This window comes from Streptomyces sp. NH27 (genome assembly GCF_056859195.1).
Genome location: NZ_JACEGK010000159.1, coordinates 1 through 14,372, shown reverse-complemented (window position 1 = coordinate 14,372; position 14,372 = coordinate 1). Strand labels below are relative to the sequence as shown.

General features: G+C 70.1%; 12 protein-coding genes, 2 rRNA genes and 2 riboswitches. Of the genes, 13 read left to right on the top strand and 1 reads right to left on the bottom strand.

The genetic code is table 11. The features are described from left to right. From AC13HU_RS15405 to AC13HU_RS15350, 12 genes are all read left to right on the top strand, one after another. A 23S ribosomal RNA gene (locus AC13HU_RS15405) occupies positions 1–125 on the top strand; the annotation flags it as partial. A 104-nt stretch (positions 126–229) separates the two neighbouring features. Beyond that, positions 230–346 (top strand): 5S ribosomal RNA (gene rrf, locus AC13HU_RS15400). A 161-nt stretch (positions 347–507) separates the two neighbouring features. Continuing rightward, positions 508–1,116 (top strand): cardiolipin synthase ClsA, encoded by a 609-nt coding sequence (gene clsA / locus AC13HU_RS15395; protein WP_483042423.1) that lies wholly within the window; start codon positions 508–510, stop codon positions 1,114–1,116. A 23-nt stretch (positions 1,117–1,139) separates the two neighbouring features. After that, a complete protein-coding gene (locus tag AC13HU_RS15390) occupies positions 1,140–3,635 on the top strand; it encodes a sugar phosphate nucleotidyltransferase (RefSeq protein WP_483042422.1) in 2,496 nt (831 codons plus the stop codon). A gap of 260 nt (positions 3,636–3,895) precedes the next feature. Then, the gene (locus AC13HU_RS15385) at positions 3,896–4,843 is read left to right on the top strand and encodes a DUF881 domain-containing protein (protein WP_483042421.1); all 948 of its coding nucleotides are present in this window, start codon (positions 3,896–3,898) and stop codon (positions 4,841–4,843) included. Positions 4,844–4,846: 3 nt separating this feature from the next. Continuing rightward, positions 4,847–5,179 (top strand): small basic family protein, encoded by a 333-nt coding sequence (locus tag AC13HU_RS15380; RefSeq protein WP_202237672.1) that lies wholly within the window; start codon positions 4,847–4,849, stop codon positions 5,177–5,179. Positions 5,180–5,186: 7 nt separating this feature from the next. Then, entirely contained in the window at positions 5,187–6,071 is an 885-nt protein-coding gene (locus AC13HU_RS15375; RefSeq protein WP_483042420.1) for a DUF881 domain-containing protein, read from the top strand. Positions 6,072–6,135: 64 nt separating this feature from the next. Continuing rightward, on the top strand, positions 6,136–6,972 hold the full coding sequence (locus AC13HU_RS15370; protein ID WP_483042424.1) for an FHA domain-containing protein: 837 nt from the start codon (positions 6,136–6,138) through the stop codon (positions 6,970–6,972). A 33-nt stretch (positions 6,973–7,005) separates the two neighbouring features. Continuing rightward, on the top strand, positions 7,006–7,755 hold the full coding sequence (gene ftsR, locus AC13HU_RS15365; protein WP_483042419.1) for a transcriptional regulator FtsR: 750 nt from the start codon (positions 7,006–7,008) through the stop codon (positions 7,753–7,755). A 177-nt stretch (positions 7,756–7,932) separates the two neighbouring features. Then, complete coding sequence (locus AC13HU_RS15360; RefSeq protein WP_103891147.1) at positions 7,933–8,406, top strand: bifunctional nuclease family protein; 474 nt, start codon at positions 7,933–7,935, stop codon at positions 8,404–8,406. A gap of 264 nt (positions 8,407–8,670) precedes the next feature. Next, complete coding sequence (locus tag AC13HU_RS15355; protein ID WP_483042418.1) at positions 8,671–9,273, top strand: MerR family transcriptional regulator; 603 nt, start codon at positions 8,671–8,673, stop codon at positions 9,271–9,273. A 147-nt stretch (positions 9,274–9,420) separates the two neighbouring features. After that, on the top strand, positions 9,421–10,923 hold the full coding sequence (locus AC13HU_RS15350; protein WP_483042417.1) for a DNA polymerase IV: 1,503 nt from the start codon (positions 9,421–9,423) through the stop codon (positions 10,921–10,923). Here the strand turns inward: AC13HU_RS15350 and AC13HU_RS15345 are convergent. Continuing rightward, a complete protein-coding gene (locus tag AC13HU_RS15345; protein WP_483042416.1) occupies positions 10,845–11,216 on the bottom strand; it encodes a PRC-barrel domain-containing protein in 372 nt (123 codons plus the stop codon). The genes AC13HU_RS15350 and AC13HU_RS15345 overlap by 79 nt on opposite strands. Before the next feature lie 148 nt (positions 11,217–11,364). After that, positions 11,365–11,476, top strand: a riboswitch (glycine riboswitch). Further along, positions 11,477–11,604: riboswitch (glycine riboswitch) on the top strand. A 59-nt stretch (positions 11,605–11,663) separates the two neighbouring features. Here AC13HU_RS15345 and gcvP point away from each other — a divergent pair. Continuing rightward, the coding region (gene gcvP / locus AC13HU_RS15340; RefSeq protein WP_483042415.1) for an aminomethyl-transferring glycine dehydrogenase at positions 11,664–14,372 on the top strand (2,709 nt) is incomplete at its 3' end.

Below are 14,372 nucleotides of genomic sequence, written 5' to 3'. Positions count from 1 at the left end.
AGATGAGGGCTCCCACCCACTTGATGGGGTAAGGCTCCCAGTAGACGACTGGGTTGATAGGCCGGATGTGGAAGCCTCGTGAGGGGTGGAGCTGACCGGTACTAATAGGCCGAGGGCTTGTCCATGTGTGCTCGCGTCCACTGTGTAGTTCTGAAACAACCAGCTACCACCCACCCCCTGCCCTTTCTGGGTTGGGTTGGTGTGTGGGGTGTGGATGGTTTCATAGTGTTTCGGTGGTCATAGCGTTAGGGAAACGCCCGGTTACATTCCGAACCCGGAAGCTAAGCCTTTCAGCGCCGATGGTACTGCAGGGGGGACCCTGTGGGAGAGTAGGACACCGCCGAACAAATATTGAGGCCCGGCCTCGGATCATGTATCCGAGGCCGGGCCTTTGCCATTTGTGGGCCTGGGGTAGAGTCGGCCCGCAACGTCCGCACGTACAACGGCAGGTCCGCACGTGCCGGCAGACACGTATACGTACACGCACATACAGCAGGAGGGGCCCCGGTGGAGGTCCAGGAGACACGGGTGCAAACGGATCGGATCTTCACGATCCCCAACATCCTGAGTATGGCGCGCCTGGTCGGCGTTCCGGTGTTCCTGTGGCTGATTCTGTGGCCCGAGTTCGGCGGGCCGAAGGTGGACGGGTGGGCACTCCTGGTGCTCGCCTTCAGCGGGGTGAGCGACTACCTCGACGGCAAGTTGGCCCGGCGCTGGAATCAGATCAGCGAACTGGGCCGGGTGCTGGACCCGGCCGCGGACCGGCTGTATGTGCTGACCACCCTGGTGGGCCTGACCTGGCGTGGCATCCTGCCGCTGTGGATCACCGTGCTGCTGCTGGCCCGTGAGGTCATGATGGCCGTGATGCTGCTGATTCTGCGGAGGCACCGCTACGGCCCGCCCCAGGTGAACTTCATCGGGAAAGCGGCTACCTTCAACCTCATGTACGCCTTTCCGCTGCTGCTGTTGAGCGACGGGAGCGGATGGCTCGCGAGTCTGGCGACTGTTTTCGGCTGGGCGTTCGCGGGTTGGGGTACAACCCTGTACTGGTGGGCAGGGTTCCTCTATGTGGTGCAGGTCCGGCGACTTGTCAGGGCGGACGCCACGGCTGGCTGAGTCACGAGGAGGACGTTTCCGACATGAAGGCGGTTGTAATGGCCGGCGGCGAGGGCACACGCCTTCGCCCAATGACGTCGAGCATGCCGAAACCGCTGCTGCCGGTGGTGAATCGCCCCATCATGCAGCACGTTCTCAATCTACTCAAGCGGCATGGGCTCACCGAGACGGTGGTCACTGTCCAGTTCCTCGCGTCCCTGGTGAAGAATTACTTCGGGGACGGCGAGGAAATGGGCATGGAGCTCTCCTATGCCAACGAGGAAAAACCGCTGGGTACGGCCGGAAGTGTCAAGAACGCCGAGGAGGCGCTCAAGGACGACGCCTTCCTGGTGATCTCCGGCGACGCGCTCACGGATTTCGACCTGACCGAGCTCATCGAATTCCACAAGGAGAAGGGCGCACTGGTCACGGTGTGCCTGACCCGGGTGCCGAACCCGCTGGAGTTCGGTATCACCATCATCGACGACGACGGAAAGGTCGAGCGGTTCCTGGAGAAGCCGACCTGGGGCCAGGTCTTCTCCGACACCGTGAACACCGGCATCTACGTCATGGAGCCGGAGGTGTTCGACTACGTCGAGCCCGACGTGCCCGTCGACTGGTCCGGCGATGTCTTCCCGCAGCTCATGAAGGAGGGCAAGCCGATCTACGGCTTTGTCGCCGAGGGCTATTGGGAGGACGTCGGCACGCACGAGAGCTATGTCAAGGCGCAGGCGGACGTCCTGGAGGGCAAGGTCGACGTCGATATCGACGGATTCGAGATCTCGCCCGGCGTGTGGGTCGCCGAAGGCGCGGAGGTCCATCCCGACGCGATTCTGCGGGGGCCGCTCTACATCGGTGACTACGCGAAGGTGGAGGCCGGCGCGGAAATCCGCGAGCACAGCGTCATCGGCTCCAACGTCGTGGTGAAAACCGGTGCGTTCCTGCACAAGGCGGTGATCGCGGACAACGTGTACGTCGGTCCGCAGACGAACCTGCGCGGCTGCGTCATCGGGAAGAACACCGACGTGATGCGCGCCGCGCGGATCGACGAGGGCGCGGTCATCGGCGACGAGTGCCTGATCGGCGAGGAGTCGATCATCGCGGGCACCGTCCGGGTGTACCCGTTCAAGACCGTCGAGGCCGGCGCGTTCGTCAACACCTCGGTGATCTGGGAGTCCCGCGGCCAGGCGCACCTGTTCGGCGCCCGCGGCGTCTCCGGCATCCTGAACGTGGAGATCACCCCGGAGCTGGCCGTACGACTCGCGGGTGCGTACGCGACGACGCTGAAGAAGGGCGCGACGGTCACCACCGCCCGCGACCACTCCCGCGGCGCCCGTGCGCTGAAGCGGGCGGTGATCTCGGCGCTCCAGGCCAGTGCGATCGACGTACGCGACCTGGAGAACGTGCCGATGCCGGTGGCTCGGCAGCAGACCGCGCGCGGCAGTGCGGGCGGCATCATGATCAGGACCAGTCCCGGGCGGCCCGACTCGCTGGACATCATGTTCTTCGACGAGCGCGGCGCCGACCTGTCCGGGGCGGGACAGCGCAAGCTCGACCGGGTGTTCTCGCGGCAGGAGTACCGACGGGCGTTCCCGGGCGAGATCGGTGACCTGACCTTCCCCGCGACGGTCTTCGACTCGTACACCGGCGCGCTGCTGCGGGCCGTGGACATCACCGGCATCGCCGATGCCGGGCTGAAGGTCGTGGTGGACGCGGCCAACGGCAGCGCGGGCCTGGTGCTGCCGAGCCTGCTCGGCCGGCTGGGCGTGGACGCGCTGACCATCAACCCGGGGCTGGACGAGGCGCGGCCGACCGAGACGGAGCAGAGCCGCAGGGCCGGGCTGGTCCGGCTCGGCGAGATGGTCTCCTCGGCGCGGGCCGCGTTCGGGGTGCGGTTCGACCCGGTCGGCGAGCGGATGTCGCTGGTCGACGAGCGGGGCCGGATCGTCGAGGACGACCGGGCGTTGCTGGTGCTGCTCGACCTCGTCGCGGCGGAGCGGCGCAGCGGCCGGGTGGCGTTGCCGGTCACCACGACCCGTATCGGCGAGCAGGTCGCCGCCTACCACGGCACCCAGGTGACGTGGACGACGACCTCGCCCGACGACCTGACCCGGGTCGGCCGGGAGGAGGGCACGATCTTCGGCGGTGACGGGCGCGGCGGCTACATCGTGCCCGAGTTCAGCAGCGTCTTCGACGGTTCCGCGGCGTTCGTGCGGCTGATCGGCCTGGTGGCCAGGACACAGCTCACGCTGAGCCAGATCGACGCCCGTATCCCCAAGGCGCACGTCCTCAAGCGGGACGTGCCGACTCCGTGGGCGGTCAAGGGCTCGGTGATGCGCCGGGTGGTCGAGGAGGCCGGCGACCGGTCGGTGGACACCACCGACGGTGTGCGGGTGGTGGAGTCCGACGGCCGGTGGGTGATGGTGCTGCCCGACCCGGCCGAGGCCGTCACGCACCTGTGGGCCGAAGGCCCCGACGACGCCTCCGCGCAGACGCTGCTGGACGAGTGGTCCGAGGTGGTGGAGAGCGCCGGCCGCTGATCCGTCGATCCGTCGCCGAAACGTCACCTGCCCGCAGCCGACCGCCGTTCGCCGGTTGCCGACCGGGCGCCGATCGATCAGTTACCGGTCACCGACCGGTTGCCGACCGATCGCCCGCCGGTCGGCAACCGACCGGAAGCTGATCGGTTGCCGATCGGAAGCCGGCCGAAACAGGTCCGTTGGCCACCTGAAACGGTCGCACGGGGCGAACGGCGCGTCGGGAGGGGCCCGTTCGAGAGCGGCCGTCCCGACGTGCGACGATGTGCGGCATGCCGCAGCAGCAACCCGATCGGAGTAACCCCGTGCCCGGGGCCGCTCCGCGACGCCTGGACGCGTCCATGTCGCTGCTGACGAACATCATGGAGCACAGCCTCGACGACGGTTACGCGGAGGCCGCGGCCCGGCGCGGGCAGGTCGGCACCTCGCGGCTGCCGAAGGCGCTGGGCGGCAAGGTGGGGCTGGCGGCCGGGCTGGTGCTCGCCGCGCTCGTGGTGACGCTCGGTGCCGCCCAGGCGCGGGTCTCGGCGCCCACCGTGGCCAAGGAGCGGCAGAACCTCATCGATCGCATCCAGACCGAGACCAAGAGCGCCGACGCTCTTCAGAAACACGTCGACTCGCTGCGGGACACCGTCTCCACGGAGCAGCAGGCCGCGCTCAAGCAGCACGGCGTCGACGGCGACCGGCTCGTCGAACTGCTCGCCGCAGCCACGCCGGTGCACGGCCCGGGGATCAAGCTGGTCGTCAATGACGCCAAGGAAGCCTCTGAAGGGGGCACTGGCGGCCCGCGGGAGAGCAGTGGCTTCTCGGACACCGGGCGGGTCCGCGACCGCGACATGCAGCAAGTGATCAACGGCCTGTGGGCCTCCGGTGTCGAGGCGATCTCGATCAACGGCGAGCGGCTGACGGCACTGTCGGCGATCCGGGCCGCCGGGAGCGCCATACTGGTCGACAACAAGCCGCTGGTGCCGCCGTACACGGTGCTGGCGATCGGGGACGGGAAGCGGTTGAGCACGGCATTCCAGAACAGCGCGGACGGGGAGTACCTGCACGTGTTGGTGACGAACTACGGCATCAGGTCGAGTATCAGCGTGCAGGGCGATCTCCAACTGCCCGCCGCGCCCTCGCTGATCCTGCGGTACGCAACACCCGACGTGCCCACGACGCCGCCGAAGACGTCGTCGAAGACGCCGTCGGACGGGAAGGGTTGAGAAGTGATCGCCGTACTTGGCCTCGTCGTGGGGGTCGTGGTCGGGCTCGTGGTGCGCCCTGTGGTGCCCTCGGGTGTCGAGCCGTATCTGCCGATCGCCGTCGTCGCCGCGCTCGACGCCGTCTTCGGCGGGCTGCGGGCCATGCTCGACGGGATCTTCGACGACAAGGTCTTCGTGGTCTCCTTCCTGTCCAACGTGGTGGTGGCCGCGTTGATCGTGTTCCTGGGCGACAAGCTCGGTGTCGGTGCGCAGTTGTCCACCGGCGTGGTGGTCGTCCTCGGCATCCGGATCTTCTCCAACGCCGCCGCCATCCGCCGCCACGTCTTCCGGGCGTGACGAACGGATGAGCAACGGGCACAAGCACAGGCACGAACGCGAGCATGGGCACGAGCACGAGCACGAGCATGACGACGAGCGCGAGCCCCAGCACCGGCACGACGACGAGCCCGAGGACGGCGACGAGCCCGCGCAGGAGCCTGCGGACGGTTCGGAGCCGGCGGCCGCACCGAGGACCGGGCGACAGCGGCTGGTGGCCGGGCTGTGGCCGCCGCGGCTGACCCGCGCGCAACTCATCGTCGCGGTACTGCTGTTCGTGCTGGGTCTGGGGCTGGCCATCCAGGTGCGCACCACCAGTGACGACAACAGCACGTTGCGTGGGGCGCGTCAGGAGGACCTGGTGCGTATCCTCACCGAACTGGACAACCGCAGCGAGCGGCTCCAGGACGAGAAGCGGGGACTGGAGAACCAGCGCAGCGAGTTGGAGACCAGCTCGGACCAGGCTGCGGAGGCGCTCAAGCAGACGCAGGAGAAGGCCAGGGAACTCGGTGTGCTGGCCGGCACGGTGGCCGCCAAGGGTCCGGGGATCACCTTGACGGTCAAGGACCCGCACCGTCAGGTCGAGGCCGACTCGCTGCTGGACACCGTCCAGGAGCTGCGCGCGGCGGGTGCCGAGGCGATCCAGGTCAACAACGTGCGCGTCGTCAGCGACACTTATTTCACCGACGGCGTGAACAGTGTGCTCGTAGATGGGCACCGATTGGCCCAACCGTACGTCTTCAAAGTCATCGGCAACCCGCCAGATCTGGAGCCCGCGTTGAACATCCCCGGTGGGGTGGTGCAGACGCTGGAGAAGGAGCAGGCGAGCGCTGATGTGGTCAGGTCGCAGAAGATCGTCGTGGACGCCTTGCGGCCGTCGAAGCAGCCTGACTACGCTCGGTCATCTCAATGAGGCGGGGGGTCGGGGACCTGGCCGGGTGCTGAGTGGTGGAAACTGTGAGTAGTGAGAGTTCGTCCTGCCCCACGGGCGGGTCTGCTTCTTTCAAGGGGAATCGCCCGTGAAGTTGTTTGGGAAGTTGTTCGGCAAGAGCGCCCGCCAGTCGGGTGACCCGGCGACGGCACGCCACCGTGCGCCGCGGAGCGGGGCGGAGGATGCCGGCCAAGGGGCCGAGCGTCCGTTGTTCCGCGCGGACGCGCCGCAGCAGGGTGGTGAGTTTTCGGGTGCGCCCGGCGTGGCGCCTGTTGACCACGGTTCGGCCCCCCGCATAGGTTTCGGGGAACCGTCGGCCTCGGACACGGGTGGTGAGCACGGCGTGCTGGTCTGCGGCAGGTGCGGGCACCGGAACGTGGAGGCGAGTCGCTTCTGCAACAACTGCGGTGCGCCGCTGCGCGGAACGCAGGGAGGTGCGCCGTTCGAGCGCCCCTCGGAGACCACTTCGACCATCTCGATCGCCAGCATCGAGGCGTACGAAGCCGAGGCGACCGGGCAGACCGCGATGCCGTCGCTCTCCCCGGAGGCGCAGGCCGCGGTGGCCGCGCTGCCCCCGGGCTCGGCGCTGCTGGTGGTGCGGCGGGGGCCGAACTCCGGCAGCCGCTTCCTGCTGGACGGCGAGCTGACCACCGCCGGCCGGCACCCGCAGAGCGACATCTTCCTGGACGACGTCACCGTCTCCCGCCGCCATGTGGAGTTCCGGCGCGGCATCGACGGCGTGTTCACCGTCTCCGACGTGGGCAGTCTCAACGGCACGTACGTCAACCGGGAGCGGATCGACGCGGTGCAGTTGTCCAACGGCGACGAAGTGCAGATCGGCAAGTACCGACTGGTCTTCTACGCGAGCCAGGCAGGCGTCTGACCCTCCCGCCGCCTGGTCCCAGGGAAGGTGTGCATGCCGCGAACGTCAGGCGGTGCCGGTGACGGCACCGCCACCGTTTCCGCCGGAGACGACGGCATCCTGCTGAGTATCGGCGCGGTGCTGTCCCGGCTGCGGGACGAGTTCCCCGAGGTCACCATCTCCAAGATCCGCTTCCTGGAGGCGGAGGGGCTGGTGGAGCCGCAGCGCACGCCCTCGGGGTACCGCAAGTTCGGTGCGGCCGACGTCGACCGGCTCGCGTACGTCCTGCGCGTACAGCGCGACCACTACCTGCCACTGCGGGTGATTCGCGAGCACCTGGACGCGATGGACCGGGGCGAGCCGGTCGCGCTGCCCGGCCCCGGCGAGTCCCGTGAGGCGCTGGACGGCGGCTCCCTGGAGCCCGAGGAGCCCGCGCGGATGCGCATCGGCCGGGCCGAGCTGCTGGCCGCCACCGGGGCCGACAGCGACGTGCTCACGGAGTGGGAGTCGTACGGACTGGTGGAGGCGGGAACCGACGGCTGCTACGACGCCGACACGGTGAACGTCGCCCGGCTGATCGTCGACCTCGGCCGGTTCGGCCTGGAGCCGCGCCATCTGCGCGCGGTGAAGGCCGCCGCCGACCGGGAGGCCGGCCTGGTCGAGCAGGTGGTGGCGCCGCTGCGCCGGCACCGCAACCCGCAGACGCGGATGCACGCTGAGGCCACCGCCAGGGAGCTGGCCACGCTGTCGGTGCGGTTGCACGCGGCGATGTTGCAGTCGGCGCTGCGGGTCCGGCTGGACTGACTTCGGCCCGGCAGCCGGATCGCCGCCGGATTTCGGCCGGAATGTGGCCGGAACCGCCGCCGAGGGCGGCAACCGCGGGGTAGTACGGCCGTCGGGACCGGTCCTGGTGGGCCGCGTGGCGGCACCTGACGGCTGCCCGACTACCCAAACCCGGCAGGCACGGCCTAGGGTTGCTGTGTGAACGAGCTCGACGTTGTGGGTGTCCGGGTCGAAATGCCCTCCAACCAACCGATCGTGCTCCTGCGTGAAGTGGGAGGCGACCGGTACCTGCCCATCTGGATCGGGCCGGGAGAGGCGACGGCCATCGCCTTCGCGCAGCAGGGCATGACGCCTGCGCGACCGCTGACTCACGACCTCTTCAAGGACGTGCTCGAGGCGGTGGGACAGACGCTGACGGAGGTGCGTATCACCGACCTGAGAGAAGGCGTGTTCTACGCGGAGCTGGTCTTCGCCGGCGGGGTCGAGGTCAGTGCCCGCCCGTCCGACGCCATAGCGCTCGCACTGCGCACCGGGACGCCGATCTACGGCAGCGACGGGGTGTTGGACGACGCGGGGATCGCGATCCCGGACGAGCAGGAGGACGAGGTGGAGAAGTTCCGCGAGTTCCTCGACCAGATCTCGCCCGAGGACTTCGGGACCAGTAACCAGTAGGCCGGAAGTGCCCGAAATGGCTGCCGACGCCGATCCGGGCCGGTGTGTCCTGGCCTGCCCCTGAAGGGGCAATGTTGCCGTCGTGCGGCCATTCGGAATTTCGTTCCCGCTCTGCGATCAGATCAAACCACTCCTGGGGTGAATTTCACTCGGCGTGCCGAGCGTGGCGATCGTTGACGCACGTGTGACGACTGCCTACCGTCAAGAGGGAAAGTCCGGTGGCACGTGCGCGCGGCCAGCGGACGCGAAGGGACGGAGGGCGTCGTGAGAAGTACCGGCGACGGTTTGGCGACCGGCGGCCCGTATCCGGCCCGAGGGGTGCTCGCCCCGGCCGCGGTGGGTGCTGACGGCGGCCCACCTGCCGAGACGCCGTCCGAGCAGGTCGGCTACCGGGGTCCGGCGGCCTGCGCCGCGACCGGCATCACCTACCGCCAGCTCGACTACTGGGCCAGGACCGGCCTGGTCGAGCCCAGCGTGCGACCCGCGTACGGCTCGGGCACCCAGCGTCTGTACGGCTTCGCCGACGTCGTCGTGCTCAAGATCGTCAAGCGGCTGCTCGACACCGGCGTCTCCCTGCAGAACATCCGCACCGCCGTCCAGCACCTGCGCTCGGTCGGCCCGGGCGAGCTGGCCCGGATGACGCTGATGAGCGACGGCGCCACCGTCTACGAGTGCACCTCGCCCGACGAGGTGGTCCAGTTGCTCCAGGGCGGCCAGGGCATCTTCGGCATCGCGGTCGGCGTGGTCTGGCGCGACGTGGAGACCGCGCTGTCCCAGATGCACGGCGAGCGGGTGGACACCGGTGAGACCCTCGTCGGCCACAACCCGGCCGACGAACTGGCCAGGCGCCGCAACAAGGCGGTCTGAGCGCGACCAGGCGCACTGCGCGCACACCTCTGCATGCACCTCCTGTGCTTCGTGGCGACTGCGCCCGTCGCGGGGCGCCGCAGGTCCGACCCGCCGTTGCCGTACACGTGTACGGCCGATGTCGGTGGGATGGGGGACGCTTGGGGTGTGAGAAGTGCGCCGACGATCCTCCACCTGGACATGGACGCGTTCTTCGCCGCGGTCGAGCAGGCGTCCAAGCCGAGCCTGCGGGGCAAGCCGGTGGTGGTCGGCGGCCTCGGGCCCCGCGGCGTGGTGTCGACCGCGTCCTACGAGGCACGCGTGCATGGCGTCCACTCCGCCATGGCGATGGCGCACGCCCGCCGGCTCGCCCCCAACGCGGCCTACCTCTCGCCACGGTTCGGCATCTACCGGCAGGTCAGCGAGATCGTGATGGCCCTGCTTCGCGAGGCGTCACCGCTGATCGAGCCGCTGAGCGTCGACGAGGCGTTCGTCGACCTGGAGGCCGGCGAGCACGCCGACGACCCGCGGGCGGTGGCCCATGGCCTGCGCGCCGACATCAAGGCCGCCACCGGCCTGACCGCCTCGGTCGGGCTGGCCGGCTCCAAGCTGCTCGCCAAGATCGCCTCCGAGAAGGCCAAGCCCGACGGCCTGGTGGTGGTCGAGCCCGGCACCGAGCGGGCGCTGCTCGACCCGATGCCGGTACGCACCCTGCCGGGGGTCGGGCCCGCCACGGCCGAGCATCTGCGCAAGGCCGGCATCCTCACCGTCGCCGAGATCTCCGGGGCCGGCGAGGCGGAGTTGGTCCGCCTGCTCGGCAAGGCGCATGGCGCGGGGCTGCACGCGATGGCCGCCGGCGTCGACAACCGCCCGGTGGTCGCCGACCGCGACGTCAAGTCCATCTCGGTCGAGGACACCTTCGACAGCGACCTGACCGACCGCGCCCACGTGCGGTACGAGATCGACCGGCTCGCCGAGCGCTGCGTGCAGCGGTTGCGCGGCGCGGGCCGCTCCGGCCGCACCGTGGTGGTGAAGGTCCGGCGCTATGACTTCTCCACGCTCACCCGCTCCGAGACGCTGCGCGCGCCCACCGACGACCCGGCCGTGGTGCGCGAGACCGCCCGCCGGCTCGCCGAGGCCGTCGACACCACCGGCGGCGTACGGCTGCTCGGGGTGGGCGTCGCCGGGCTCGCCGACTTCACCCAGGAGGACCTGTTCGCCCACGCCGAGGGCGAGCGGGCCCTGCACGGCGGGGCCGACGAGGACGCACCGCCGCCGCTGCCCAGCAGCCCTCCGCCGGCTCCCGAGCGGGCGAACCGCTGGCTGCCCGGCCACGACGTCGTCCACGAGGAGTACGGCGCCGGGTGGGTGCAGGGCAGCGGTGTCGGCCGGGTGACCGTGCGCTTCGAGGTGCCCTCCGACACCGTGCCGGGCCGGGTGCGCACCTTCGCCGTGGACGACCCGGCGCTCAGCGGCAGCGACCCGCTGCCGCTGGCCGCCCAGGCACCTGCCGATCAGTCCGTCGATCCGCCTACGGACCCGCCCGCCGATCCGGACACCACCCCGGACGTCGATCCGCCCGCCGATCCGGCTCAGTCGTCGTCGGCCAGTTCCCCGAAGTCCCCGGATGGCGTCGGCTCCGTCCCCGACCGGGGCACATCCATGCCGTAGTGGTGGTAGAGCTGCAACTCCTGCTCGGGCGAAAGGTGCCGGCCCACGCCGAAGTCCGGCGCGTCCTTGATCAGCGCCTTCTCGTACGGCACCCGCAGCTTGTCGCCGTCCAGTTCGCTCGGGCCGAGCGGCACGAAGGCGTCCCGGGTGAACAGGCCGGTGCGCACCGCCGCCCATTCCGGCGTGCCGGTCGCGTCGTCGAGGTACACCTCGTCCACCGTGCCGATCCTCGTCCCGTCACGGTCGAAGGCGCGGCGGCCGATCAGGCTGCGCGGATCGATGTCGGTCTGCACGGTCCCTCCAACCAATCCATCCAACCCCAGGCCGGCCGTCGTACGACGGCCGGCTGACTCCTACCCAAGGCCACAACGGGGGCGGTGTCGACTCGGCACCTGCTCCGACCCGTGTTCGGATCACGCTGGTAGGCTGGCAGAAGGCCGTTGACCCCGTGCGGGAGAGTCCTCCAACAGCCCGCCTGGCGGCGGGTGGCGGAGGGCGCCGAAGGAGCAAATCCTCCCCGGAATCTCTCAGGCATCCGTACCGCTCGGGTGAGGTCACTCTGGAAAGCAGGACCTGTCCCGGAAGCAGCGCGGCCGCCGGGACGCGTCCTCACCGACGGTGAAAGCCGCCCTGTGGGCCGGGGCGGTGAAGCTCTCAGGTTCTGATGACAGAGGGGGAGGCCGTACGGGTGCCTGTGGCGGCACCCCCGAAGGTCGTCGCAGACCAGGAGGCCCCCGAAGATGAGTGACCGCCGGAATTCCCTTGCCGAGCTGGAAGCAGGCCGACCCTTCGCCCGCCGCCACATCGGCCCCGACACCGAGGCGCAGGCCAAGATGCTTGCCCAGGTCGGCTACGGCTCGTTGGACGAACTGACCGCCGCGGCGGTACCCGACACCATCAAGAGTGCCGAGGCGCTCGGCCTGCCCGCCGCCGTCACGGAGGCCGAGGCGCTCGCCGAACTGCGTGCGCTCGCCGACCGCAACCAGGTGCTCACGCCGATGATCGGCCTGGGCTACTACGGGACCTTCACCCCGCCGGTGATCCTGCGCAACGTGCTGGAGAACCCGGCCTGGTACACCGCGTACACCCCGTACCAGCCGGAGATCTCGCAGGGCCGCCTCGAAGCGCTGCTGAACTTCCAGACCGTCGTGGCCGACCTCACCGGACTGCCCACCTCCGGGGCCTCCCTGCTGGACGAGGGCACCGCGGCCGCCGAGGCGATGGCGCTGTCCCGCCGGGTCGGCAAGGTCAAGAACGGCGTCTTCCTGGTCGACGCCGACACCTTCCCGCAGACCCTCGCCGTGATACGGACCCGCGCCGAACCCACCGGTGTCGAGGTCGTCACCGCCGACCTGTCCGCCGGCATCCCCGCCGACGTCGCCGAGCGCGGCGTCACCGGCGTGCTGCTCCAGTACCCGGGCGCGTCGGGCGCCGTCCGTGACCTGCGGCCGGTCATCGAGCAGGCACACGACCTCGGCGCGATCGTCACCGTGGCCGCCGACCTGCTCGCGCTGACCCTGCTCACCTCGCCCGGCGACCTCGGCGCGGACATCGCGGTCGGCACCACCCAGCGGTTCGGCGTCCCCATGGGCTTCGGCGGCCCGCACGCCGGCTACATGGCCGTCCGCGACGCCTACGCCCGCAACCTGCCCGGCCGGCTCGTCGGCGTCTCGGTCGACGCCGACGGCGACACCGCCTTCCGGCTGGCGCTCCAGACCCGCGAGCAGCACATCCGCCGGGAGAAGGCCACCAGCAACATCTGTACCGCCCAGGTGCTGCTCGCGGTGATGGCCGGCATGTACGCCGTCTACCACGGGCCCGACGGGCTGGCCGACATCGCGCGCCGCACCCACCGTTACGCCGCGGTGCTCGCCGCGGGCCTGCGTGCGGCCGGCGTCGAGCTCGTCGAGGACGCGTACTTCGACACGCTGACCGCCCAGGTGCCCGGCAAGGCCGCCGACATCGTGGCGGCCGCGCGTGCCGCCGGCGTCAACCTGCGGCTGACCGACGCCGACCACGTCGGCATCGCCTGCGACGAGACCACCGACCGCGCCGCGCTCACCTCGGTGCTCGCCGCGTTCGGCGCCACCGGCGACATCGACGCGCTCGACGCGGCCACCGCCGACGCGCTGCCCGCCGCCCTGCTGCGCAGCGACGACTACCTCACCCACCCGGTCTTCCACCAGCACCACAGCGAGACCTCGATGCTGCGCTACCTGCGCCGACTCGCCGACCGCGACTACGCCCTGGACCGCGGCATGATCCCGCTGGGCTCGTGCACCATGAAGCTCAACGCGACCACCGAGATGGAGCCGGTCACCTGGCCGGAGTTCGGCGCATTGCACCCCTTCGCGCCCGCCGACCAGGCCGAGGGCTACCTCAGCCTGATCCACGGCCTGGAGGACCAGCTCGCCGAGATCACCGGCTACGACAAGGTCAGCCTCCAGCCCAACGCCGGCTCGCAGGGCGAGCTGGCCGGTCTGCTCGCGGTGCGCGCCTACCACCGGGCAGGCGGCGACCTGGACCGTACGGTCTGCCTGATCCCGTCCTCCGCGCACGGCACCAACGCCGCCAGCGCCGTGATGGCCGGCATGACCGTGGTCGTGGTGAAGACCAGCCAGGACGGTGACGTGGATGTCGCCGACCTGCGCGCGAAGATCGAGCGGCACCGCGACCGGCTCGCCGTGCTGATGGTCACCTACCCGTCCACGCACGGCGTGTTCGAGGAGCACATCACCGACATCTGCGCGGCCGTGCACGACGCCGGCGGGCAGGTGTACGTCGACGGCGCCAACCTCAACGCGCTGGTCGGCCTGGCCCGGCCGGGCCGGTTCGGTGCCGACGTCTCCCACCTGAACCTGCACAAGACGTTCTGCATCCCGCACGGCGGCGGCGGCCCCGGCGTCGGCCCGGTCGCGGTCCGCGCCCACCTGGCCCCGCATCTGCCCAACCACCCGCTCCAGCCCGAGGCGGGCCCCGCCACCGGTGTCGGCCCGGTGTCGGCCGCGCCCTGGGGCTCGGCGGGCATCCTCCCGATCTCCTGGACGTACGTCCGGCTGATGGGCGCCGAGGGGCTGAAGCAGGCCACCCAGATCGCCGTGCTGAGCGCCAACTACGTCGCCAAGCGGCTGGAGCCGCACTACCCGGTGCTCTACACCGGCCCCGGCGGCCTCGTCGCACACGAGTGCATCGTCGACCTGCGGCCGCTGACCAAGGAGACCGGCGTCAGCGTCGACGACATCGCCAAGCGGCTGATCGACTACGGCTTCCACGCGCCGACGATGTCCTTCCCGGTGGCCGGCACCCTGATGATCGAGCCCACCGAGAGCGAGGACCTCGCCGAACTCGACCGGTTCTGCGAGGCGATGATCGCGATCCGCGCCGAGATCGACCGGGTCGGCTCCGGCGAGTGGCCCGCCGACGACAACCCGCTGCGCTTGGCCCCGCAC